We start from the raw sequence: 23,522 nt of genomic DNA on the forward strand, positions 1-23,522 counted from the left end.
CGGATCTTCTTTTAGGGTGACCGCTATGACCGCGAACCTGCCCTCCCCTGTGCTGCTCGAGAACGACGTCGTCCGCCTTGAGCCGTTGACGATGGAGCACATTCCCGACCTGTTCCTGGCCGGGGGCGGGGATGAGGAAGTCTGGCGCTGGATGCCCGCCAAGCCGCCGCGAGCCGAGTCGGAGCTGGCGGGGCTCGCTCAGGGCCTCATCTCGGACGACAAGCACATCCCGTTCGCGGTCGTGCTCAGGTCGTCGGGGCTGGCCGTCGGCTGGACCACGTACGGCGACGTGCCCGGGTTCGAGAAGAGCATCGAGATCGGCTGGACCTGGTACGGCCGGACGGTCTGGCGTACGGCGGTCAACACCGCCTGCAAGGTGTTGCTCATCGACCATGCTTTCGACAAGCTGGGCTACAACCGCGTCTTGCTCAAGACGGACGTCCTCAACCTACGTTCGCAGAACGCCATCAAGCGCATCGGCGGTGTGCACGAGGGGACGCTGCGCCGCCAGCGCAGGAGGCCGGACGGCACCTGGCGTGACACGGTCTATTTCGGCATCCTCGAAGAGGAGTGGCCGGACCACCGAGCTCGCCTGATCCGTTAGCGAAAGGGCCGCATGACCGACCGGCTGGGGGGCTACTGGTTAGGCTCCCGGCTCGGCGGTGCCGTCCATGACGCCTACGACGAGTCGGGCACTCGATATGCGCTCACCCGCCTCCCCGCGCGGCCCCCGGGCCCCGTCAAGGCGGCCTTACAGGTCCGGTCGCTGTGCGTCGCGCGGGTGGTGGACGCCTGTCTCGACGGGGACGCGCCGTATCTGGTCAGCGAGTACGTGCCCGGGCCGACGCTGGCGGAGGTGGTCGGGCGGCGGGGGCCGTACGGCGGGGACGACCTGTACCGGCTGGCGGCGGCCACGGCGACGGCGCTGGCGGCGATCCACGAGGCCGGGGCGGTGCACGGAGGGCTCACGCCGGACCGGGTCGTCCTGGGGGCGGAGGGGCCACGGCTCGTCGGGCTCGGGACCGCGACCGACGGGAGTGGGCCGCCGGGGGATGTACGGGATTGGGGCCGGCTGCTGGTGTTCGCGGCATACGGCCCCGCGCCACCCGACGGGCTGGACCCATCGCCGGGCCAGCCCTCCGGCCGGCCCACTCAACCCGGCCAGCCTGGGCGGCCCGAGCGGCTGCTCGATCGGTTCGATCGGCCGCTTCGGGAGCTCGTGCTGGCGGCCCTGCGCCGGGATCCGGACCGGCGGCCGAGCGCGCACCAACTGCTGCTGTCCCTGCTCGACGTGCCGCAGTCGCAGCAGGGGCGCCTGCTCCCGCCCGAGCCGGTGGACGACCCCCCACTGGGCGCGCGAGCCGAACGCCTCTACCTCCAGCTCAGCCCCGCCGACCAGGACCTGGTGCCCGAGGTGTTCCTGCGCCTGGTCGGCATGGCGGCCGACGGCACCGACACCCGCCGTCGCGCCACCCGTACCGAGCTGGTCACCGGCCGCCCTCCGGAACAGGCCGCCATGGACCGGGTCCTCAGGGCGTACACGGAAGCGGGGCTGATCGACCAGAGCGACTCCGACGCGGACGGCGTGGACATCGACCAGAGCGGCACCGACGCGGGCGGCCTGGTCATCGCCCAGGCGGCGCTCCTGCGGGCCTGGCCGCGCCTGCACGAGTGGCTGGAGGCCGAACGCGACGGCCTCGCCGTACACCGCGACCTGACCAGGGCGGCGCGGCGGTGGGAGTCGGGCGGCCGGCGGGAGAGCGACCTGTTCCAGGAGGACGACCTGGACCGGGCGCTGGCGTGGGCGGCGAGCGGGCGGCGGCGCGTGACGCTGAGCGCCGCCGAGCAGGCGTTCCTGGACGGCGGACGCGCATGGGTACGCGGTCGCGCACGCGGTCGGCGGCGGGCCATGGCGGCCCTGGCGTCGGTGACCCTCGTGGCGGTCCTGGCGGCGGTCGTCGTCGCCGTCTGGCACAACAGCAGCGCCGAGGGGCGGCTGGACCAGGCGATGGCGCGGGTGGCGGCGTCCAGGGCGCGGGCGCTGCGGGCGGCCGACCCGGTGACGGCGCGCCGGTTGAGCCTGGCCGCGTGGCGCCTGGCCCCGGTCGCGGAGGCCCGTGCCGCGCTGGCGGACTCGGCGGCCGATCCGGCGGTGGACGTGTTCGCCGACCCGTACGGCGGTCCGCACTCGCTCGACGCCCTCAGCGACGATGGCACCCGGCTGGCCGCGCTGACCGACGGGACGATCCGGGTGTACGACCCCCTTTCCCGCAGGCAGCTGGCCATGACCGCCGGTCCCGCCCAGAGCGTACGGGCGCTGGCCTGGTCCCCCGACGGCCGGACACTGGCGCTCGTCGGCGTCGACCGGTCCTACCTGTGGGACACGACCTCGGGCACGGGCGTGGGACGGCCCTTCGGCCGGGGGCTGGGCGCGCCGGGACAGCAGGCGGCCTGGTTCAGTCCAGGAGGCGGTCTGCTGTTCGCCGCGGCCCGCCAGTCGGGCGAGCGATGGGCCTGGAACCTGCGGACCGGCCGGGCCGCGTTCGTCGGCCAGTACGCGGTAGTGGGGCCGCGTGACAAGGTGGCGCTGGTGTTCGCGGGGACGCGTTCGGAGGTGGTCCGCCTGTCCGGCCATGGCGCCCGTACGCCGGCGCCCTGGCTGGACCGGATGCCGTGGGAGTACACGGTGTTCAGCCCCGAGGGTGAACGGGTGGCGATCGCCGAGGAGACCGGCGTGCAGATCTACACGCTGGACGGCGTGCCCGTGCTCCCGGTGCGGCTCCGGCCCTCTCCCGGCAGCCTCACCTTCAGCGCCGACGGCCAGCTCCTGGCCAGCACGGACAGCGACCGTGTCCGGGTCTGGCGGGTCGCGGACGGCACCCGCCTCACGGACCGCCAGGTCCCGGCGGCCGGCGCCGACCGTCCCGTCCAGGCCGCTCTCGCGCCGGGCGGACGCTGGCTGCGTGTACTGGCCGGCCATGGCACGGTCCTCACCATCGACCTCGCCCACGCGACCCCGCGCCCGGATCCGGCCGGGTCGGCGGCGTCGATCTGCGGCCGGTACGGAGGGCTGTCCCAGACTGACTGGGACCGTTATCTGGCCGAGGTGCCGTATCGACCGGTGTGCTAGCTCACCCCACCACGTGGAGGTGCTCGCGTGCGTAGGCGCTCGCACGTCAGTGGCCGCGTGCGTAGGCGCTCGCACGCCGATGGCCGCATGCGTAGGTGGCCGGGCGCCGATGCCCGCATGCGCAGGTGGCCGGGCGCCGATGCCCGCATGCGCAGGTGGCCGGGCGCGATGGCCCGCGCCGCCTCAGGTGCCTGACCCCAGCATCCCCCGCAGGAGGTCCCGTACGGCCTCCCGCAGGTCGTCGCGCGAGGGCACGGCACCCGCCCCCGCGATGGCGTCGAACATGATGCCCTCGCCGAACGCCACCAACTGCCGCCCATGCCGCACCGGATCCGGCGACCCGAGGGCGGCCAGCAGCCCGACGACGGGATCGCGGAAGCGGCGCCCCGCCTTGTCGTAGATCTCGCGCAGCTCAGGCCGCCTGGTCGCCTCCAACGCCAGCTCGTAGCGGGCCAGCGTGCGCCTGGAGTCGCCGAGCTGAACGTGCAGCGCCTCAGCCACCAGCCCCGGCAGATCGGACTCCAGGAACGGGTCAGCTGCGGCGTTCGCGCCCTGGAGCCGGTAGACCGGGGCCAATGCCTGTACTTCCAGGTCCGTGAGGCGGGAAAGCGTCAGTTCCAGCAGCGCGGCGCGGGTGCGAGCCAGGTTGGACGTGGACCCGGGCGGGAGGCCCGCTGCCTCGTCGACGGCCCGGTGGGTGAGGCCGCGCATGCCGCGCTCCGCCAGCAGGGTGATGGCCGTGTCCGCGACGGTCTCAGAGCGCTTCACGAGCAGCAAGACTACACCGGTAGTGCCACCCGACTACAGGCGTAGTATGGTGAAACTACAGACGTAGTTTGGGAGGCAAGGCATGGCCAGAGCCGTGGTGATCGGTGGCGGTATAGGCGGGCTGACCTCGGGAATCGCGTTGCGGCGCAAGGGCTGGGACGTGACCGTGCTCGAACGTGCGGCCGCGCTGGAGCCCGTCGGGGCCGGGGTGGCCGTCGCCGCCAACGCGTTGAAGGCACTCGACGTGATCGGCCTGGGCGACCGCGTGCGCGAGTTGTCCAGGATCCAGGGCCAGGTGGGCGTACGACAGCAGAACGGGCGCTGGCTGACGCACACCACCGAGGACAAGGCCCAGAAGCTCTACGGCGACTCGATCGTCATCCTGCTCCGCGCCACCCTCGTCGAGTTGCTCATAGAGAGCCTGGGTCACGAGCGCCTGCGCTTGAACACCACCGTCACCGGGGTGGACGCAGGCCAGGGCATCGTCCGCACCGGTGCCGGTGACATGGAGGCCGATCTGATCGTGGCCGCCGACGGCATCCACTCGGCGACGCGCACCGCGCTGTTCCCTGAGCACCCCGGTCCGGTGTACTCGGGAGTCACCGCCTGGCGGGGGCTGGTGCCCGCGCTCGACCGTGAGGTCCCGAGCACGGAGACGTGGGGCAGGGGCCTGGTGTTCGGGGCTCACCAGTTGAACGACGAACTCATCTACTACTACGCGACGGACCTGTCACCCGCCGGAGCCGTGCACGCGGACGAGCGCGCGGAGTTGCTGCGCAGGTTCGGTGGCTGGCACGATCCGATCCCCGCCCTGATCCGCGCGTCGGACAACGCACGGATCCTCCGCAATGACCTCTACTACTTCGACACCCCGTTGCCCGCCATGCACCGAGGCCGGGTGGCGCTGGTCGGCGACGCGGCCCATCCCATGACGCCCAACCTCGGCCAGGGCGCCTGCCAGGCCATCGAGGACGCCGTCGTTCTCGCCCTCACCGTCTGCGGCGACTTCTGGATTAATGGTGGTTCTCCAGGCCGACACCTCGACGCGAATGGCGCGGGTGGGCACCTCGACGCGAATGACCCAGGTGGGCGCCTCGGCGCTGGGGGTGGGCTCGCCGCCTATACGGCCGCGCGTCTGGAGCGGACCGCGGGCATCGTGCGCCAGGCGATGACCATCTGCAAGGTGACCAAGCTGCGGAATCCGGTGGCCGTCGGGCTGCGGAACGCGGGGGTGGCGCTGGCCTCGCGGATCACACCAGATCTGATGTTGCGGTCAATGAACGAGATCCTCGGGTGGCGTCCACCCCGACAGGCTGGGAGTGATCAGGGGCCAGCCGCCCGAGTGTGATCGTTCCCCCGATGGTGAGTGCGGCCGCCAGCATGGCCGGGATCGCCGTGGACGGGCTGGTCGGGAGTGGTTCGCCGAGGAGGATCGCGCCGGCGAGCACCGAGGTGATCGGGTCCACGACCTGTACGCCCGCGTACGCGATGCCGAAGTAGCCGACCGCGTAAGAGCGTTGCAGCATCACGACCGCGCCGACCAGCAGCACAGGTATGACGAGTGTGAACCAGTGCAACAGCCTGCCCCAGTCCCCGTTCATGCCACCGCCGACCGCCCGGACGAACGTTGACACGCTCGCGGTCACGGCGCCGGCGCCCACGGACAGGACGAGGGCCTTGCTGGGTCCGCGCAGCCTGTTGGCGAACAGTTCGGCGGCGAGCACGATCAGGCCGATCACGACGATGAAGCCGATCGCGGCCCCGCTGCCGAGACTCGGTCTGACGTTGTGCGCCGGGACCAGCACCATGAGCCAGAGCAACCCGACGGCCACCGCGATGGAGCCGAGGATCTCCGCCTTGTACGGGCGGCGGCCGTACATCAGCGCGGCGAGCGGCACCGCGAACACCAGAGTGGCCACGCTGATCGGTTGTACGGCGACCAGCGGCGCGAGGCTCAGCGCCACGGCGTGCAGGGACGCGCCGACGAAGCCGATGACCCCGCCGATCCACCAGCGAGGACGCCTCACCAGCCTGAGCGAGGCGCCCTCCGCTACGGCTTCGTACTGTTGCAGCGCCGCGCCGAACGCGTATCCGAGTGCCCCGGCCAGCGCGATCACGAGACCGACCCAGGTCATCGGCGCCCGCGCAGGGACATGGATCCTTCCAAGAGCATTGCACCAGCTTATGAGGGAAGCTAAGTGCTTGAATCATCCTTTTGGCCAGACATCCCTCATCACGGACGTACCACCGCACCAGTCCGGTCCATCACCCCAGCCACACAGCGGGACGACGGGACGTGTCAGGATTTTTCAGGACTTTTCGGGGCAGACGCAGAACGCGTGCCCCTCCGGGTCCTGCATCACGATCCACCCGACCTTCCCGTCCGTGACCCCGGGCTGGAACTCGGGCTTGGTCGCCCCCAGGGCGATGTACTCCTCCACCGCCCGCTCCACGTCCGGCACCCGGAAGTCGAGATGGAACTGCTTGTCCGAGCTGGGCCACTCCACCGGCTTGCGGTCGGCGACGCGGCCGAAGTAGATGTTCGTCGTCCCGTCGCCCACCGCGGCGTACTCGTCCTCGGAGTATTGGATGTCCAGCCCGGTCACCTGGTGCCAGAACTCGGCCAGCCTCTTGGGCTCGGCACAGTCGATGGTGAAGGCGATGAGCTTCGCGTGAGTTGTCATGATGAAAGGCTCGCAGGCATACCTGCCATCTTTTGTCAGGTACGCCTAGCCGCGACGAGTGGCCGATGTCACACGCTTGAGGATCCTGTCCCACTCCGTACCGAACGGGTTGTCCTGCACCAGATAAGTCCAGGTCGCGGTGGGGCGCTTGAGGTCGGGCTCCGGTGCCTCGAACGATTCGACCGAGCGGCGTTCGACCTCCGACAGCAGCGACTTGTACTCCGCCACGGCCTCCCGGTGGAACTCGTCGATCGGGCTCATCCGGCCGAGCGCTCGCAGGTGGATGCCCTCGCGCAGGTCGGTCAGGAACGCCAGGTGCTCGGTCCAGCAGCGGTCGATCGCGTGCAGCACGATCTGCCTGGCCGTCTCGTCGCGGGTGTCCTCCGGCAGCGACTCCCAGCGCTCGGGGTCGGCCTCGGCCAGCGCCTTGGCCGCCGAGTCGCCGTGCAGGACCTTGTCGCGCCACTCCAGGATGAGCTCGCGCTGGTGCTCCAGCAGGCGGGTGTAGCGCCACGTGTTGCGGTGGATCTCCAGGTTCACGCCCTCGGCGACCCGCTGGGCGTGGGCCACGAGGTAGGGGCCGCGGCGGTGGCGTACGAGGCCGTCGGCGTCGGCGGCGGGCGGGCGCTCGTCGGGGACGAACTGGGTGATGAGGTCGTCCTGCATGCTGACGAAGAACACCGAGGCGCCGGGATCGCCCTGACGGCCCGCGCGACCGCGCAGCTGGTCGTCCAGGCGGCTGCTGGCGTGGCGGCCCGAGCCGATCACGTACAGGCCGCCCAGCTCGGCCACGCCGTCACCGAGCCGGATGTCGGTGCCGCGGCCGGCCATCTGCGTGGAAACGGTGATGGCGTCGCGCTCGCCGGCCTTGGCGATGATCGCGGCCTCTTCGGCGTCGTTCTTGGCGTTGAGCACGACGGGCTCCAGGCCGCGCCGCTGCAGAAGCTTGGCCAGGTTCTCCGACTCGGCCACGTCCAGCGTGCCGATGAGGATGGGCCGGCCGGTGGCATGCGCCTCCTGGATCTCCTCGACCAGCGCGGCGTCCTTGTCCGGAACGGTCGGATAGATGCGGTCCGGCTCGTCCTTCCTGACGCACGGCCGGTTGGGCGGGATCACCGCGACCTTGAGGCCGTAGAACTCGCCGAGCTGCTCGCTGACGGCGACCGCCGTGCCCGTCATCCCGGAAATCTGCGGATAACGCCGGATCAGGCCCTGGACGGTGATCGAGTCGAGGATCTCGCCCTTCTCGCTCGGCGGCAGCGTCTCCTTGGCCTCCACGGCCGCCTGCAGGCCGTCGGGCCAGCGCTGGAGCACGGCCACCCGGCCGCGCGAGGGGTTGATGAGCTGGACCTTGCCGTCGCGCACGATGTAGTCGACGTCACGGGTGAGCAGGGCATGGGCGTGCAGGGCGAGGTTGAGCTCGATCAGCGTGCCGGGCTCGTTCTCGTCGTACAGCTCGACGTCCAGCATGCCCTCGACGCTGTCGGCGCCCTTGGTCGTCAGGTAGACGTTGCGCGCCTGGTCGTCGATCTCGTAGTGGTAGCCCCGGATCAGCTGCCTGACCAGCGCGGCCATCTCCGGCACCGCGCTGCCCTCGTCCGCCGCCCCCGCCATGACCAGCGGCACCCGCGCCTCGTCCACGAGCACCGAGTCGGCCTCGTCGACCAGCGCCACCTCGGGCGCGGGCACGATGATCTCCGCCGCGTCGGTGCGCAGCCGGTCGCGCAGCACGTCGAAACCCATCTCGCTGACGGGTCCGTACGTGACGTCCTGCGCGTAGGCCGCGCGCCGCTCGTCGGGCGTGGAGTTCTGGTCGATCCAGCCCACCGAGACGCCCATGGCCTCGTAGAACGGCGCCATCCACTCGGCGTCGCGCCTGGCCAGGTAGTCGTTGACGGACATCACGTGCACGCGCTTGCCCTGCAGCGCGTAGCCGGCCGCGGCCATCGCTCCCGACAGCGTCTTGCCCTCACCGGTCGCCATCTCGGCGATCTGCCCGTCGAGGAGGGCGAGCGTGCCAAGAAGCTGCACGTCGTACGGCCTGAGCCCGAGCGTCCGGTCGGCGGCCTCCCGCGCTACGGCGCAGAACTCCGCCAGATCATCCATTTTCGGCCTGGGCAACTCTTCGAGCGCGCTGACGCGTTCGGCTCGTTCGCCCGCCGCCTTGACGATCTTTTTGTACGGGCTGAGGTTCACCCCGCCCGGACGATCCAGGAGGTTTCTCACTATTCCGGAAATCGACGCCACAATCCCTCCAACGCATGCTTTGTCAGCGCCGTTCCCATTTAGTGTCAAGTGCGCTCTATCGGGAGCGGAGCGACGGTACGGCAAGCATCGCCGTACCGGACCCTAACTCATAGGACGCCCGCAATCGCCACTCCGCTCCGCGACCGCTAATCCTTCTCTGTAGTACGCCCTGCTTGAACGGCCGGAACCACCACCGCCGCCAGCAGCAACCCGCATCCGCACCATGCCATGGGCGTGAGCCGCTCACCGAACAGCACCACGCCGAGCACGGCCGCGCCAACCGCCTCGCCGAGCGAGATGATGGAGACGGTCGTGGCGTTGAGCGTGGTCAGGGCGCGGAAGAACAGCCCGTACGCGAGCGCGGTCGGCACGGCGCCCAGGTAGAGCAGCAGGGCCACAGGTGTCGCCCCGGCCGTCGGTAGCACCCCGTCGACCAGGGCGAACGGGGCGAGGCACGCGGCCGCGACGGCGAACCCGCCCATGGCCGTGCGCTGGGGGTCGTCGCGGTGGTGGCGCGAATAGAGGGTCACGCCGGCGTACCCGGCGGCGGACACCAGAGCCAGGACGATCCCGGCCGCCCGCCCACCGCCGACGCTCCCGGAGAGGACGGCGCTCACTCCGGAGAGGTTGCTCTGCCCGGTGAGGGCGCTCTCCCCAGTGAAGGCGCTCTCACCGGTGAGGAGGAGCAGGCCGCCCAGCGCCGCGACCAGCGCGGCGAGCGCGGTGCGGGTGACGCGCTCCCCCAGGAGGAAGCGGCTGCCCAGTGCGGTGAACACCGGCGTGGCGCCCATCGTGACCACCGTGGCGATGGCGACGCCGGACTGGGCGATCGCGCCGAAGTAGGCCGTCTGATAGACGGCCATCCCGATCCCGACGACCAGAAGCCGCCGGTCGAAACGCGCCCACAGCAGAGAAGGCCGACGCCCGCCGACATCACCCGGCCGCACAACAACTGGCCTAACGATGGCCGACCGAACGGCGGCTCGCCGAACGGCGGTCGCGGTGGGGCCAGAGGTGAGGCGGGTGGTGAGGCGGGTGGTGAGGCGGGTGGTTACGTACAGGAAGGCAGCGCCCAAAAGGTAGCGCCAGAACGAGACGTCGACGGGGCCGAGCCCGCCCGACTGGAAGAGCAGGGAACCGGCGGCACCGCCGGTGCCCCAGGCGGTCGCGGCCACGGACATGAAGAAGGCGCCCCGCCGCGCGGAGACATGGGACATGACTGATCTCTCCGGATGGAGTGGTGGAAGTGGGCCCGGCGCGCGGGCAGCAGCCACCCCCAGATCTGGTCAGATCCGGAAAAATCGGGAAAAGCCGCCCGCTACTCGGCGGGCGGAGGGGAACAGATCAGTCGACGCGGCACGACGCCCACTCTAGCGCCGACAATCCACCACGATTCGCCAGATTCCCGGACTTCGGAGGCCAGCGCCCAGACGTCAGCCGGGCTTCCGGACAGCTGAGGCGGGTTTGCGGGCCACGCCACCCAGCAGGAGCGCCTCCCACGTGGCCAACGGCCCCGGCAGCCGCTCGTCCGGCCGCCACTCCGGGAAGTGCACCACCCCGGGCTCCTCCAGCACCAGCCCGTCGAAGAAGCGCTCGATCTCTTCCCGCGACCGGAAGTAGCCCGTCCCCATCGTCGCGTGCAGCATGGCTTCCAGCGCCTGGGCCTGCGGGCTGACCGAGGCCAGCATGTTGGACGCCGCCAGGTAACTCCCCGGTGCCAGCGCGTCCATGTATCGCTTGACCAGCCCGTGCGGATCGTCCCTGTCGGGGAACAGGTGCAGCAGCCCGATGGCCATCAGCCCGACGGGCTGCGAGAGGTCGATGAGCCGCGTCAGCCTCGGATGCCGCAGCACGGCCGCCGCGTCCCTGGCGTCCTCGGTGATCGCCAGCGCGTTCTCGTTCCCGTTCAGGATCGCCCGCGCGTGCGGCTCGACCATGGGGTCGGAGTCGACGTACACGACTCGCACGGAGGGGTCGGCGAACTGGGCGACCTCATGGGTGTTCTCGATCGTGGGCAGCCCGGACCCCAGATCGATGATCTGCCGGATCCCGGCCTCACGGACGAAGAAGTCGACGACCCGGCCGACGAACGCGCGGTTGCACCAGACAAGGTTCACCACCTCGGGCACCGCCTCTTTCAAGCGGCGGGCGATGGCCCGGTCGGCGGCGAAGTTCTCGGTGCCGCCCAGGAGGGCGTCGTGCACGCGCGCGACGCTCGGCGTGGTGCTGTCCACGCCGGGAGGCGCCCACTCGGACCCGAGAGTCACCTGTCCCCTTTCACCTCATCTGTGACGCGGATGTTATCCGCTAGCTGGCCATTCCGAAACTGCTGGCCACCTTGGCGGGGCGCCGCCGGGGAGCAATCAAGCGCTTGAGCGAGCGGGTACGTGAGCGCGAACGCCGATTCTTCATGTGATTCGCCCCCTTCGTCATGAGGAGGGCGCCCAGCCGCCTTGACGGCTCATTGACGACCGCTATACGAGAGCGCGGTGTTTAGCGGCCATAGACGGGGTAGCGGAGGGCCTGCCCGAGAAAAGACGAAAGACGGAGAGAGGATGAGCCATGGAGCTCTGGGACTATCAGCCTGACGTCTACAATCGCGGCCAGAGTCTGGACCTCGTGGGTTACCACGTCCAGGCGACGGACGGGAAAATCGGGTCCGTCGATGAAGCCACGTACGAGGTCGGCGAGAGCTACATCATCGTCGACACCGGCCCGTGGATCTTCGGCAAGAAGGTGATGCTCCCTGCCAAGGTCGTCACACGTATCGACCCGCAGGAGCGCAACGTCCACGTCTCGCGTACCAAGGCCGAGATCAAGGACGCGCCCGAGTTCGACGAGGGCAGCTTCAAGGAGCCCGAGTACAGGACGCGGCTGGGTGACTACTACGGCCGCTTCCCGCACTAAGCTCCCCGTACGAGACGAGAGCCGCGCCCGACCACGGGCGCGGCTCTCGCCGTCTCACGACCGCCATTGCGGCCGCCGTCGCGACCACCGACGCAACGACCGACGCGTCATACGGTCACGGCCAGTGCGGGTCGCCGTTCGCCTTCACCGGCGCTTCGAGTACGGCCAGGCGTTCGAGCAGCGTGATGAACGTCGTGGCGTACGGCGATCCGGCGACCACGGCGGCCGCCCGGGGCCAGTCGACCTGCTCGCGCAGGGCCCGCACCTGGGGCAGCAGCGCCCCGTAGTCGCAGGCGTGCTCCGACAGCGGCAACAGCCACGAGATCACCAGGTCGGTCGCCTCCAGCACGGGCACGATGACCGCCGACGCCGTCATCGGCTCGGCCCGGTCGAGGAGCTCGTCCGTGATCGCCTGGTCGGACACCCGGAAGATCAGATCGACCAGCCGGTCCTCGTCGAATGCCTTGACCAGCCAGTCCTCCGGCGGTTTGGCGGTCTTGAAGCCGATCCCCCGCAGAGCCTCCAACGCGGCCGGCACATCATGCTCGGTCAGTACGAAATCGACGTCGTGCAGCGAAGGAGCCGCACCTCTGGCATAGGCCGCACAGCCGCCCGCCAGGGCGAACTTCACCCCCGCGTCCTTCAATCCGGAGCTCGCGCGCTTGAGTGTGTCGAGGATGGCATCAGTGACCGCATGACTATGGCTGCCCATGGGATCGGGCTACCCGGACGATCGACAAGTAGGCGTTACCCCGCGCGGCGGAGTAGAGCCGGAGGCCGAGGGTAGCGCCTCCCCTTATGACCGACTTCCTGGAGCAGACAGAACGGGACTACGAAGGCGAGCACGACCGGCCACTCGGCACCTACGCACGGATCATGGCCGTCTACGGCGGCTCGGTGGCGACGGCGGTGGCGGCCGCCGCGCTCACCGGGCGGCGGCCGCCCGAGCACGTCGGGTTCATGGACGTGGCGCTGATGGCCGCCTGCACGCACAAGGTGGCGCGGCTGATCGCCAAGGATCCGGTGACCAGCCCGATACGGGCGCCCTTCACCCGCTACGAGGGAGTGAGCGGGCCCGCCGAGCTGAAGGAGACGCCCCGCAACACGATCGGCGAACTGCTCGGCTGCCCGTTCTGCATCGCCCAGTGGGCGGCGACGGTGTACGCGGCCGGGATGGTCTTCGCGCCCCGGTTCACCCGGCTGGCGGGTGCGACGATGACCGCGGTGGCCGTCGCCGACTGGCTCCAGTTGGGCTACGCCAAGCTCATCAAGGCGACCGATTAGCGAGCCCCTTCGCAGGCCAAGAAATTGGCTTATACACCTTTCTACCTGGTGCTTCGGAGAAAAGCATGTTAAAGGCCGATGGCTGAGGGCAGAGGCGGCTCATGGCTACTTTGCTCTGGATCATCGCCGTCATACTCGTCATCTCCGGGATCTATGTGATCCTGGCCCGGCGCGACCTTCTCTGGGGAATCGTGCTCATCGTACTCGGCTTCCTGGTGGGTCCCGGCGGTGTCAGCATCTTCAATGTGTAAGGGGCGTGACGCCCCGTCCTACCGTCCCCTCCACTGGGCCGGTCTTCGAGTCCGGCCCAGTGGACTGTCCACTCTTTGCTGAAATATCGCAACGTATGCACCTCTTTCCCGCCCTCTGCTAGGGAATGGGAAGGATGTGAGCAATTACCCGCCGTTCGGCGGCCGCTACGACTGTGGCGCGGCGGCCGCCGGGATTCGCGAGCTGCTGACGCGGCTGCGTCGCCGGATGCGTAACGAGGCGATCGTCGACGAGGCCACCGCCCGGCTGGCGATACGGCTGAACGTCAGGCCCGCGGAAGCGGCCGACGAGCTGTCACGGATGGCACACGACAGTGGGATCTCGCTGGTCGAGGTCGCCATGGGGGTCGATCGGCCGCCCGGCAAGCCCGTCGAGCCACCGAAGCTGCCCGGCTGGGTCACCGGAGTTCTCGAAAGCGTGCACGTCCCGGCGTGTTTCCTCACCCCCGTGCGCGACGCCACGGGCCGCGTCGTGGACTTCCTGATCGCGGCGGCCAACCAGCAGGCCGGCGAGCCGGCCGGTCGGACGCCCGAGGAGCTGCGCGGGCGCCGCCTCATCGAGACCAGCCCCGGCGCGGCCAGCTCGGGGCTGTTCGACGACCTCCTGCACGTCCTGGAGACCGGTGAGACGCTGCACCGGGGGCCGCTGGAGTTCGTCGAGGCACGGGACCACCTGCTCTGGCCGGCCACGATGACCGTCCGCGCGGTGCGCATGGACAACGGGCTGCTCGTCACCTGGCGCGCGCTGGACGATGAGGAAGTGCTGGTCGCCGGCTGGGAGCGGGCGCAGCGGCTGGCCGAGCTGGGCTGGGGCGAATGGAACCTGGCCACCGAGCGGACGCTGTGGACGCCGCAGATGTACGAGATGTTCGGCAGGGAACACGGCGAGGGCCCGATGCCCTTGGAGGAGCTGCCCCTCGTGGTGGTGCCTGAGGACCTGTCCATCGTGGACGACCAGTTGCGCACGCTCCTGGAGCACAGCGAGGCGGTCGAGACGGAGTTCCGCATCCAGCACCGGCACGGGCTGCGGCACCTCAGTGTGGTCAGCGAGCCGGTCCTGGACACCGACGGGCTGCCCATCAAGGTGCGCTTCCTCGTCCAGGACGTGACCAAGAACCGCCGCAGGGAGCGGGCCCTGGCCGTGGCTCACGCGCAGGCCTCCCGGCAGCGGGAGCGGGCCGAGGAGGAGCACCGCGTCACCGTCCAGCTCCAGAACACGATCCTGCCGGTACGCCGGGGACTGATGCAGCTGCCCGGCCTGTCCATCGGGGTGCGGTACCTGCCCGGCGAGGAGCTGGCCCGGCTGGGCGGCGACTGGTTCAAGGCCCGTCCCATCCCCGACGGCAGGGTGCTGCTGGCGATCGGCGACGCGATGGGCCACGGGCTGGCGGCGGCGAGCCTCATGCTGCAGATGCGCTCGGCGCTGGCCGGCCTGGCCTACACGCACGCGCCCGCCAACCAGCTCACTACCTGGCTGAACGACCTGCTCGTCCACTCCAACGAGGGTGTGACCGTCACCGGCACCGCGATCATCGGCCACTTCGACCCCGCGGACCGCACGCTGACCTGGACGAACGCCGGCCACCCGCCACCGGTCCTGGTCAGGAACGGCCATGCCGAGCTGCTCGAAGGCGTGCCCGGCACCATGCTGGGCGCCTTCGAGGCCGCCCAGTACGGCCTGGCCACCACGCAACTGGAGGCCGACGACACCGTGGTGCTCTACACCGACGGCGTCATTGAACGGCGCAGCCAGGACCTCGACACCGGGATCGCCGCCCTCGCCCAGGCCGGGAGCCAGTGCGTCGGCGACGACCCGGAGAAGATGATCGACTGCGTGCTGTCGCACCTGGGCGGCCGGGCCTCGGACGACGACGTCTGCATCGTCGCCGCCCGCATCCTGTGATCAGTCGCAGATCGGTCAGGCGCAGATCGGTCAGTCGCAGTCGTCGAGGCAGTAGACCCCGTACGCCCTGCCGAGCACCGGCAGGGCCACGTTGCGTACCCTGATCCCGCCCGGTGTCATGCCCTTCTCGGTGCCCTTGTGCGCGTGCCCGTGCACGAAGAGGTCCGCCCCGGCGGTGTCGACCGCCTCGGCCAGCAGGTAGCTACCGAGAAACGGGTAGATCTCGGGCGGCTCGCCCTCCAGCGTCTCCTTGATCGGCGAGTAGTGCGACAGCACCAGGCGATGATCGGCCTGAACCTCCTTCAGCGCCACCTTCCACGCCTCGGCGATGTGCCGGGTGTGCGCGACGAAGTTCTTGATCTCCCGCTCGCCGAACTCGCTCGCGCTCTTACCCGCGAACCCGCCGCCGAAGCCCTTGCCGCCGACCACGCCCAGCTTCGTCTCGCCGCACTGGAGCACGGCGCCGTCGTCGTCGAGCACGGTCACCCCGGCGTCGCGGAGCTCCGAAGCGATCTCGTACTGCTGGTCGGAGTGGTAGTCGTGGTTGCCGAGCACGGCGACGACCGTGACGGGCAGGTCTCGGAACTCGTCGGCGACCACCCGGCCCTCCGCCAGCGTGCCGTGGCGGGTCAGATCGCCCGCCAGCATCAGCACGTCGGCGCGCTCCTCGATGCCCTCCAGATGTTTCCGGTAGTGGCCCCGGCTGTCCTCGCCCAGGTGAACATCCCCCACGGCCGCTATACGCAGGTCAGTCAAGGTGCTCATCCTCTCCGGGCTCGATGATTTCCACGATCTTGATCTCGTTGTGCAGGTGGAGGGCCGGCGCCGTCTCGTGGGCCACCGCCCCGAGCCGTTCGCGCTGTTCGGCGCCGTCCACCTGGCCGCGCAGGAACAGCTGATCGCCTCTGATGTCGACCCGGATGCCGAGCTCGTGCGTGCGCGCATCCTCGGCCAGCGCCCGCTGGACCCTGGCCGCGACGTACTGCGGAGCTTCCATCGCAACTTCCTCCTTCTCCAGACGCCGCATGCCCGGAGGGAAACCGCTCAAACGGCGCGTACCAGGCCGATGACCGCCCGTTCCACCGGGCCACGCGTGGCCAGCTGGCCGAAGCCGGCGTCGGCGCCGAGCTCGGTCAGCGCGCCCGCGATCGTCTTGCCCTGGTCGTACGCCTTGATCACCCGCGGGTCGACGTAGGACTCGCGAGCGACCGTGGGGGTGTTGCCGAGATACTCGGCCACCTCCTTCATCACCCGCGTGACCGCCCGCTTGCCGGTCCCGGCGTGGGTGGAGACCGCCAGCCCCACGGCGGCCAGCACGGTCGCGTGCCAGGTACGGAAGTCCTTCGCGGTCACCTCGTAGCCGATCGTCTCGCGCAGATAGTCGTTGATGTCCTCGCTGCGTACGTCGGCCCAGCCGCCGTTGTGCCGGTAACGCAGCAGTTCGCCCTCGGCCCTGAGCCTCTTGAGCGATCTGATCACCGCGCACGCCCCCGGGTCGGCCACCTCGATCTCGCGGGGGATGTCGCCCTTGGCGGGGTACGAGCAGGTGATCACGCCCTTGCCGCAGGACACGTGCTCCATCTTGAGCGTCGCCAGGCCGTAGGAGTCGTAGCTTTCGCCGCCGACCCGGAAGAAGCCCACGTCGAGCAGCCGCGCGGCAGCGGCGAGCACCCGCTGCCTGGTCAGCCCGCGCCCGGAGAGCTGCTTCTCGACGCTCTCGCGGAAGGCGGGCAGCCGCTCGGCCAGCTCCAGCACCCGGTCGAACTTCTCCCGGTCCTGCTGCTCGCGCCAGTCGTCGTGGTAGCGGTACTGCCTGCGCCCGGCGGCGTCGGTGCCGGCCGCTTGGAGGTGCCCGTCCGGCGAGGCGCAGATCCACACGTCGGTCCAGGCCGGCGGGATGGCCAGCGCCCTGATCCGCTTCAGCGTCCCGGCGTCGCGCACCGTGCCGCCGTCGGGCCGGTGGTAGCTGAATCCGCGACCGCGCCGACGGCGCGCGATCCCCGGCTCGTTCTGGTCACTCGGCCGTAGTTCAGGCACGCCGGCGCGGCTACCCGCGACGTTACGCGGCAAACGGCGGGGGCAGGTGGGCCCTATGCCTGAGAACAACGGTTGGGAAGAGAGCCGGGATGAGCGATCCCACGCGATGGTCCCCGCGACACCGCGCGATGTGGCGCACATCAGGGTGGGCTCCTTCATCTTGATGTTCCTGTTCGCGTTCGCCGTGCTCGGCGTCATCGCCAGGGCCCCGGTGATGACGGGCATCGCGGTCGTGGCGGCGATCGCCACGGTCATTGACATGGTGCTGGCCATCCGGCGGCAGCACCGCGGTAGATCAGGAGAGGCGGGATGACCTTCATGGCGCCACAGAGTGCCGAGAATCTGACCACCAAGACGGAAATCACCGACAACCTGCGTGACCGCGTGGTCGTGGTGACGGGCGCGAGCGGCGGCGTGGGCCGCGCCGTGGTGCGCGAACTCGGGGCGAAGGGCGCCAAGGTGGCACTGATCGCCCGCGGGACGACCGGCCTGGGCGCCGCCGCCGTGGACGTCGCCGTGGCGGGCGGGAGCGGGCAGGTCTATGAGGCGGACGTGGCCGAGTACGACCAGGTACGCCAGGCGGCCGAACGCATCGAGGCGGAGATCGGCCCGATCGACGTGTGGATCAACGTGGCGTTCTCCTCGGTGTTCGCCAGGTTCTCCGACGTCTCCCCGGAGGAGTTCGAGCGGACGACCAGGGTCACCTACCTCGGCTACGTCTGGGGCACGCGGGTGGCGCTTGAGCTGATGCGGCCCCGCAACAGGGGCGTCATCGTGCAGACCGGCTCGGCCCTGTCGTATCGGGGGATCCCGCTGCAGTCGGCGTACTGCGGGGCCAAGCACGCGATCAAGGGCTTCACCGAGTCCGTACGGGTCGAGCTCATGGCGGCCCGCAGCAACGTCAAGATCACCATGGTGCAGCTGCCGGCGGTCAACACGCCCCAGTTCGACTGGGTGCTCAGCAAGCTGCGCCGCCACCCGCAGCCGGTGCCGCCGATCTACCAGCCCGAGGTCGCGGCCCACGGCATCGTGTACGCCGCCGAGCACCCGGAGCGCAAGGAGTACTGGGTCGGCGCCACGACCGCGGCCACCCTGGTCGCGCAGCGGATCGCGCCCGCCCTGGTGGACCGCTACCTGGCGCGGACCGGCGTGGACTCCCAAGTGACGGACGAGAAGCCGCCCAGCGGTGCGGCCAACCTCTGGGAGCCCGTGGACGACGACCGCGACTACGGCGCGCACGGCAGCTTCGACAAGCGCTCGCACGCCCGCAGCCCGCAGCTCTGGCTGTCGCAGCACCGGCGCGCGGTGCTCCTCACCCTGGCCGCCGCCGCGACGGCGACCGGCCTCGCGGTCCTCAGCCGGGGCGGCAGACCGGGGCGTTAAGCAAGCCCGAGCGTTAAGCAAGCCAGAGGGGGTAGGCGGCGGGCAACCACGAGGAGGGACCTGATGCCTGATCGCGATCTGCATTTCCTGTCCGAACTCGCCGCGCAGTTGCGTGTGGACTCCGTACGCAGCTCGGCCGCCGCCGGCTCCGGCCATCCGACGTCGTCGATGTCGGCCGCCGACCTGATGGCGGTGCTGTTCGCCTGCCACTTGCGCTACGACTTTCAGAATCCCGGCAACCCCGCCAACGACCATCTCATCTTCTCCAAGGGTCACGCCTCGCCGCTGCTCTACTCGCTGTACAAGGCCGTGGGCGCGATCACCGACGAGGAGCTGCTGTCGTTCAGGAAGCGCGGCAGCCGTATGGAGGGCCATCCGACGCCCAAGCTGCCCTGGGTGGACGTCGCCACCGGCTCGCTCGGGCAGGGGTTGCCCATCGGGGTGGGGGTGGCGACGGCCGGGCGGCTGGAGCGCCTGCCGTACCAGGTGTGGGTGCTCTGCGGTGACAGCGAGCTGGCCGAGGGGTCCATTTGGGAGGCCGCCGAGCAGGCGGGTGCCGAGGGGCTGGCGAACCTGACGTTGCTCGTGGACGTCAACCGGCTGGGCCAGCGTGGCCCGACGCGGCATGGCTGGGACACCGGCGCGTACGCCCGCAGGTTCGGGGCGTTCGGCTGGCACACGATCGAGATCGACGGGCACGACCCAGGACAGATCGACTTCGCGCTCAACGACGCCTGCAACACCCGCCGGCGGCCGACCGTGATCCTCGCCAAGACGCGCAAGGGCGAGGGCGTCCTGGAGGTGGAGAACCGCGAGGGCGCCCACGGCAAGGCGCTCAAGGACCCGGACAAGGCCATCGGCGAGCTGGGCGGCGTACGGGACGTGCGGGTCGAGGTGCGGCCGCCCGAGCCCAACGGTGAGCCGTTCCGCTTCCACAGCGGGGACCTGGCGCTGCCCGCGTACAAGACCGGCGACGAGGTCGCCACCCGGGACGGGTTCGGCGCGGCGCTGGTCGCGCTGGGCGCGGCCCGTGGCGAGGTGGTCGCGGTCGACGGCGAGGTGGCCGACTCGACCAGGACCGAGGACTTCGCCAAGGAGTTCCCCGAGCGCTTCATCGAGTGCTACATCGCCGAGCAGCAGTTGGTCGCGATGGCGATCGGCCTGCAGGTGCGCGGCTGGATCCCCTACGCCGCCACCTTCGCGGCCTTCCTGACCAGGGCGTACGACTTCATCAGGATGGCCGGGGTGAGCCACGCGTCGATCAGGCTGGTCGGCTCGCACTCCGGCGTGTCGATCGGCGAGGACGGCCCGTCGCAGATGGGGCTGGAGGACCTGGCCATGATGCGCGCGGTGTACGGCAGCACGGTGCTCTACCCGTGCGACGCCAACCAGGCCGCCGCGCTGACGGCCGCGATGGCCGACATCTCAGGGGTGTCGTACCTGCGTACCACCCGTGGCGATCTGCCGGTGATCTACGAGCCGGGCGAGCGCTTCCCCGTGGGCGGCTCGTCCGTGTTGCGGCAGTCGGCGGCGGATCGGGCCACGATCGTGGCGGCCGGGATCACCGTGCACGAGGCGCTCGCGGCGGCCGACGAGCTGAGCCGCGAGGGGATCCCCGTGGGCGTGCTCGACATGTACTCGATCAAGCCGATCGACACGGCCGCGCTGATGGAGGCGGCCACCACCACCGGCACCCTCATCACGGTGGAGGACCACCGGCCGGAGGGCGGGCTGGGTGACGCCGTGCAGGACGCCGTCAGCGAGCTCGGGCCGCGCGTGGTGAAGCTGGCGGTACGGGAGCTGCCCGGGTCGGCGACGCCGCAGGAGCAGCTGGCAGACGCCCGCATTGACCGCCACGCGATAGCCGAGGCGGTCAAGCGGGTGCTGTGAGCTGGGTTGTGGGGGTAAGCCGCGGGCCTTGGCGCCGGCCCGCGGGTTGACCTTCTTGTGGCCGGAGGATTTACAGGGGCGGCTCGTCATAGCGGCGACGTTCCTCGTACACGGTGGTCCGGCGAGCCTGGGGCTCCTCGTAGACGTCCTGACGGACTACCGGCTCGTCGATGGGGGCCACAGCCCTGCGGGTCACACTGATCCGGTAGATCCCGAACAGCAGGCCGACCACGCCACCGAGCATGAGGATGACGCCGACCACGTTGATGTCGATACCGGCAAGATCGAATTCGACGGCCCAGGTGAGAATCGCACCCAGCATGATGAGGATGATGCTTCCGGCGATGGTCATGTTTTTACCTCCTTGACAAGATGAACCTCTATCCCCATGTCGAAAAACAAACCAGCGGTCATGGCCGGGTCGGGTTTGCCCCTGCTGACCAGGCTTGATAGTGAGGGGGGATGTTCGCTGAAAAGCCCACTCTCCAGGGCGATCGAGTGACCCTGCGCCCGGTCGGTCCCGAATACGCCGACGATCTGTTCGAGCTGGTCACCGACCCCGAGGTGCGGCGGCTGACCGGCTCGCACGGCGAGTTCGACCGGGAGGCCAGCCGCCACTGGTACGCGACGAGGAGTCAGCACGCCGACCGCCTCGACCTGGCGATCATCGCGGAAGGCGGCTTCGTGGGCGAGATCGTGCTCAACGAGCTCGACGCGGGCAATCTCTCGTGCAGCATGCGGATCGCGCTGATCGGCGCTCGCGCGTTCGGCAAGGGCTACGGCACGGAGGCCATCGACCTGCTGCTGAACCATGCCTTCACGACGACTCCGCTGCACCGGATCGCCCTGGAGGTCTTCGCCTTCAACGACCGTGCCAGGCACGTCTACAAGAAGGTGGGATTCGTCGAGGAGGGCGTACAACGTGACGCGCTGCTCTGGGACGGCGAGTGGCATGATGCCATCACCATGTCGGTGCTGCGGACCGAATGGCGGCCAAGATCGGAAAGCCTGACATAATGATCATGACGCACGGGTCCTCCGGGGCGCGCGGGGGACCTGTGACGTCTTGCAACCAAATCACGATTTCGTGCATCTAAGCAGCAGTGACGATGCGCTTGGTGCCCGGTGACCCCGAGAGACTTGGCGGCTACTGGCTGGCCGGGCGGCTTGGCGCGGGCGGGCGCGGGGTGGTCTACGACGCCTACAACGACGAAGGCCGCCGGTTCGCGATCAAGGTGCCTCGGGGCGAGGTCACCAGACAGCTCGCCGAGGCCGTCGGCCTGATCAAGCCGCGCCACCTGGCCCGGGTGGTCGGTGTCGGGCTCGACAGTGAGAGCCCCTACATCGTCAGCGAGTTCGCCGACGGGCCCGATCTGCGGCAGGCGGTGGCGGTCCACGGGCCGTACGCGGGTGACGAGCTGCTCGCGCTCGCGCTCGCCCTGGCGACCGCGCTCAGGACGCTGCACGAGGCGGGCATCACCCACCGCGACCTGAAGCCCGAGAACGTGCTGCTGGCCCCCGACGGCCCGCGAGTGATCGACTACGGCATGGCGGCCGGCGATCCGGTCGGCAGGCGGCACACCTACCTGGCGCCCGAGGTGCTCACCGGTCAGCGGGCCGGGACGGCCGCCGACGTGTTCGCCTGGGGCGCGGTCGTGCTCTACGCGGCCACCGGCCGCGACCCGTTCCAGGGCGAGAGCCTCGGCGCGATCATGCACCGGCTGCTGACCGTCGACCCGGACCTCGGCGAGCTGCCGCCGCGGCTGCGCGACCTGGTGGGGCGCGCCCTGTCGAAGAACCCGGCCGACCGCCCCTCCGCCACGGAGCTGCCGGCCCGCGGTCCGGCCGAGCTGCGCCCGCCCGGCGGGCTGACCGGCCCGCGCTCGCTCGGCGAGGTGGCCGAGAAGGTGTACGCCTCACTCACCCCGGCGCAGCAGGGCGAGCTGCCCGGCCTGCTGCTGCGCCTGCTCGACGGCGAGGAGGTCAAGGACGACGGCGAGGAGGGGGGCGTGCTGACCCGCCTGGTCGCCGCCGGCCTGCTGGTACGGCTCAGCGTCCGGGTCGAGCCCGTCACGACCGAGGTGGGCAAGCTGGTGGCGATCAGCGACGACCGGGTCGCCCCGGCCAGCGCCGCGCTCTTCCGCGCCTGGCCCCGGCTGCGCGACTGGGCGGCGCACGACGCGGCGACCCGCCGCTCAGGCGACGCGCCGGCCCGGCGGACGAACGGCCCGGCGGCCCGGCGGGCGGCCGGCGCCCGCGAAGCCGACGCGCCCCACACCGATTCAAGCCCGATGCCGGACCTCACCTCGATGGCCGACCTCACCTCGATGCCGGACCTCACCTCGATGTACGTCGTCCACCGCGCCATGCTGACCGACCTGCGGCGGCTCGCCGAGCTGCTGACCGGGCCCGCCGAGCTCGGCGCGGCCAAGGGCAGGGCGGTGCGCGGCTACACGGCCTCGCTGCTGACCCAGGTCGACCACCACCACGCCAACGAGCGCGAACTGCTGTGGCCGGCCATCGAGCGCGCGGCGGGCCAGTCCGTCGACCTGACCTCCTACAGCGTCGGCCGCCAGACGTTCGGCCCGCTGCTGGACCGCTGCCGCGCCGCGCTGAGCGGCGACCCGGGCGCGCTCGGCCGGGAGCTGGGCGAGTTGCTGGAGCCGCTCGAGGAGCACCTCGCCGAGGAGGAGTCCGAGCTGTTCCCGATCGTCTTCCGCTTCGTGCCGTTCGACGCCTATGTACGGGTGGAGCGGCAGGTCGCCAGGCGGGCCACCCTCCGCGAACTGGCCTTCACCACTCCGTGGCTGCTCCGCCACGCCACGCCCGAGGAGGCCGCGCGCCTGCTCAAGAGAGCGGGCCGGCCGCTGCGCCTGCTCGCGGCCGCCACCAGACCGGGCTACACCCGGCGCGAGCGTCAGATCTTCGGCTAACCCGGCGCTTGGCCGGCCCGATGCTTGGCCGGCGCTTCACGGGCGCCACCGTGATGCCGCTCCTGGTCGGCAGGTAGCCTGTGGGGC

Annotated in this window: 23 protein-coding genes; 12 read left to right on the forward strand and 11 right to left on the reverse strand. The window is 70.4% G+C overall.

The annotated features are described in order from the left end of the window. Positions 1-25 precede the first annotated feature (25 nt). Together ACGFJ2_RS13285 and ACGFJ2_RS13290 are read left to right on the forward strand one after the other, a co-directional pair. Positions 26-604: a GNAT family protein gene (locus tag ACGFJ2_RS13285; RefSeq protein ID WP_357950711.1), complete on the forward strand. Its 579-nt coding sequence runs from the start codon at positions 26-28 to the stop codon at positions 602-604. A gap of 12 nt (positions 605-616) precedes the next feature. After that, positions 617-3,130 carry a hypothetical protein gene (locus tag ACGFJ2_RS13290; RefSeq protein WP_393467741.1) on the forward strand — a complete coding sequence of 838 codons (2,514 nt, stop codon included), beginning with the start codon at positions 617-619 and terminating at the stop codon, positions 3,128-3,130. A gap of 183 nt (positions 3,131-3,313) precedes the next feature. Here the strand turns inward: ACGFJ2_RS13290 and ACGFJ2_RS13295 are convergent, their stop codons facing one another. Continuing rightward, entirely contained in the window at positions 3,314-3,898 is a 585-nt protein-coding gene (locus ACGFJ2_RS13295; protein ID WP_357950707.1) for a TetR family transcriptional regulator C-terminal domain-containing protein, read from the reverse strand. A gap of 82 nt (positions 3,899-3,980) precedes the next feature. Between ACGFJ2_RS13295 and ACGFJ2_RS13300 the strand changes: the two genes are divergently transcribed. After that, positions 3,981-5,246 carry an FAD-dependent monooxygenase gene (locus ACGFJ2_RS13300; RefSeq protein WP_357950705.1) on the forward strand — a complete coding sequence of 422 codons (1,266 nt, stop codon included), beginning with the start codon at positions 3,981-3,983 and terminating at the stop codon, positions 5,244-5,246. Here ACGFJ2_RS13300 and ACGFJ2_RS13305 read toward each other — a convergent pair. From ACGFJ2_RS13305 to ACGFJ2_RS13325, 5 genes are all read right to left on the reverse strand, one after another. Further along, positions 5,149-6,033 carry a DMT family transporter gene (locus ACGFJ2_RS13305; protein WP_357950702.1) on the reverse strand — a complete coding sequence of 295 codons (885 nt, stop codon included), beginning with the start codon at positions 6,031-6,033 and terminating at the stop codon, positions 5,149-5,151. The two genes, ACGFJ2_RS13300 and ACGFJ2_RS13305, sit on opposite strands and share 98 nt — an antisense overlap. Positions 6,034-6,207: 174 nt before the next feature. Next, on the reverse strand, positions 6,208-6,582 hold the full coding sequence (locus ACGFJ2_RS13310) for a VOC family protein (RefSeq protein ID WP_357950700.1): 375 nt from the start codon (positions 6,580-6,582) through the stop codon (positions 6,208-6,210). A gap of 45 nt (positions 6,583-6,627) precedes the next feature. Then, the gene (gene secA2 / locus ACGFJ2_RS13315) at positions 6,628-8,808 is read right to left on the reverse strand and encodes an accessory Sec system translocase SecA2 (RefSeq protein ID WP_357950698.1); all 2,181 of its coding nucleotides are present in this window, start codon (positions 8,806-8,808) and stop codon (positions 6,628-6,630) included. Between the two features lie 167 nt (positions 8,809-8,975). Next, a complete protein-coding gene (locus tag ACGFJ2_RS13320; RefSeq protein WP_393467746.1) occupies positions 8,976-10,046 on the reverse strand; it encodes a DMT family transporter in 1,071 nt (356 codons plus the stop codon). Between the two features lie 216 nt (positions 10,047-10,262). Continuing rightward, entirely contained in the window at positions 10,263-11,096 is an 834-nt protein-coding gene (locus tag ACGFJ2_RS13325; RefSeq protein WP_393467749.1) for an SAM-dependent methyltransferase, read from the reverse strand. Between the two features lie 295 nt (positions 11,097-11,391). On the opposite strand from ACGFJ2_RS13325, the gene ACGFJ2_RS13330 reads away from it, so the two are divergent. Further along, positions 11,392-11,736: a PRC-barrel domain containing protein gene (locus ACGFJ2_RS13330; protein WP_357950689.1), complete on the forward strand. Its 345-nt coding sequence runs from the start codon at positions 11,392-11,394 to the stop codon at positions 11,734-11,736. Between the two features lie 115 nt (positions 11,737-11,851). On the opposite strand, the gene ACGFJ2_RS13335 is transcribed toward ACGFJ2_RS13330, so the two are convergent. Continuing rightward, positions 11,852-12,448: a nucleotidyltransferase gene (locus ACGFJ2_RS13335; protein WP_357950686.1), complete on the reverse strand. Its 597-nt coding sequence runs from the start codon at positions 12,446-12,448 to the stop codon at positions 11,852-11,854. Between the two features lie 86 nt (positions 12,449-12,534). Here ACGFJ2_RS13335 and ACGFJ2_RS13340 point away from each other — a divergent pair, with 86 nt between their 5' ends. The 3 genes from ACGFJ2_RS13340 to ACGFJ2_RS13350 all read left to right on the forward strand — a co-directional run bounded on the left by ACGFJ2_RS13340 (position 12,535) and on the right by ACGFJ2_RS13350 (position 15,192). Then, complete coding sequence (locus tag ACGFJ2_RS13340) at positions 12,535-13,020, forward strand: DUF1360 domain-containing protein (protein WP_393467754.1); 486 nt, start codon at positions 12,535-12,537, stop codon at positions 13,018-13,020. Positions 13,021-13,121: 101 nt separating this feature from the next. Further along, a complete protein-coding gene (locus ACGFJ2_RS13345) occupies positions 13,122-13,271 on the forward strand; it encodes a GPGG-motif small membrane protein (protein ID WP_165959640.1) in 150 nt (49 codons plus the stop codon). 136 nt (positions 13,272-13,407) lie between these two features. Continuing rightward, positions 13,408-15,192, forward strand: a complete 1,785-nt coding sequence (locus ACGFJ2_RS13350) for a SpoIIE family protein phosphatase (protein WP_393467757.1) — start codon at positions 13,408-13,410, stop codon at positions 15,190-15,192. 30 nt (positions 15,193-15,222) lie between these two features. Here the strand turns inward: ACGFJ2_RS13350 and ACGFJ2_RS13355 are convergent, their stop codons facing one another. From ACGFJ2_RS13355 to ACGFJ2_RS13365, 3 genes are read right to left on the reverse strand one after another with little or no spacing between them, the layout of a single operon-like run. After that, positions 15,223-15,948 carry a metallophosphoesterase gene (locus tag ACGFJ2_RS13355; protein WP_357950678.1) on the reverse strand — a complete coding sequence of 242 codons (726 nt, stop codon included), beginning with the start codon at positions 15,946-15,948 and terminating at the stop codon, positions 15,223-15,225. Beyond that, entirely contained in the window at positions 15,941-16,189 is a 249-nt protein-coding gene (locus ACGFJ2_RS13360) for a BON domain-containing protein (RefSeq protein WP_357950676.1), read from the reverse strand. The genes ACGFJ2_RS13355 and ACGFJ2_RS13360 overlap by 8 nt, the downstream gene beginning before the upstream one ends. Before the next feature lie 47 nt (positions 16,190-16,236). Then, entirely contained in the window at positions 16,237-17,229 is a 993-nt protein-coding gene (locus tag ACGFJ2_RS13365; protein ID WP_357950673.1) for a DNA topoisomerase IB, read from the reverse strand. A gap of 55 nt (positions 17,230-17,284) precedes the next feature. Here ACGFJ2_RS13365 and ACGFJ2_RS13370 point away from each other — a divergent pair, with 55 nt between their 5' ends. The 3 genes from ACGFJ2_RS13370 to ACGFJ2_RS13380 all read left to right on the forward strand — a co-directional run bounded on the left by ACGFJ2_RS13370 (position 17,285) and on the right by ACGFJ2_RS13380 (position 20,502). Then, positions 17,285-17,542, forward strand: coding sequence for a hypothetical protein (locus ACGFJ2_RS13370; RefSeq protein WP_357950670.1), 258 nt, complete (start codon positions 17,285-17,287; stop codon positions 17,540-17,542). After that, the gene (locus ACGFJ2_RS13375) at positions 17,539-18,612 is read left to right on the forward strand and encodes an SDR family oxidoreductase (protein WP_393467763.1); all 1,074 of its coding nucleotides are present in this window, start codon (positions 17,539-17,541) and stop codon (positions 18,610-18,612) included. Before ACGFJ2_RS13370 ends, ACGFJ2_RS13375 begins: the two co-directional genes overlap by 4 nt. Before the next feature lie 63 nt (positions 18,613-18,675). Next, complete coding sequence (locus ACGFJ2_RS13380) at positions 18,676-20,502, forward strand: transketolase (RefSeq protein WP_357950668.1); 1,827 nt, start codon at positions 18,676-18,678, stop codon at positions 20,500-20,502. A 70-nt stretch (positions 20,503-20,572) separates the two neighbouring features. Here the strand turns inward: ACGFJ2_RS13380 and ACGFJ2_RS13385 are convergent, their stop codons facing one another. Further along, positions 20,573-20,854 carry a hypothetical protein gene (locus tag ACGFJ2_RS13385; protein WP_357950666.1) on the reverse strand — a complete coding sequence of 94 codons (282 nt, stop codon included), beginning with the start codon at positions 20,852-20,854 and terminating at the stop codon, positions 20,573-20,575. A gap of 110 nt (positions 20,855-20,964) precedes the next feature. Between ACGFJ2_RS13385 and ACGFJ2_RS13390 the strand changes: the two genes are divergently transcribed. Together ACGFJ2_RS13390 and ACGFJ2_RS13395 are read left to right on the forward strand one after the other, a co-directional pair. After that, positions 20,965-21,519: a GNAT family N-acetyltransferase gene (locus ACGFJ2_RS13390; RefSeq protein WP_393467767.1), complete on the forward strand. Its 555-nt coding sequence runs from the start codon at positions 20,965-20,967 to the stop codon at positions 21,517-21,519. Positions 21,520-21,611: 92 nt separating this feature from the next. After that, positions 21,612-23,435, forward strand: a complete 1,824-nt coding sequence (locus ACGFJ2_RS13395) for a protein kinase (RefSeq protein ID WP_393467770.1) — start codon at positions 21,612-21,614, stop codon at positions 23,433-23,435. Positions 23,436-23,522 lie beyond the last annotated feature (87 nt).

The sequence above is a fragment of the Nonomuraea sp. NPDC049028 genome, assembly GCF_043197735.1.
Lineage (GTDB): Bacteria > Actinomycetota > Actinomycetes > Streptosporangiales > Streptosporangiaceae > Nonomuraea.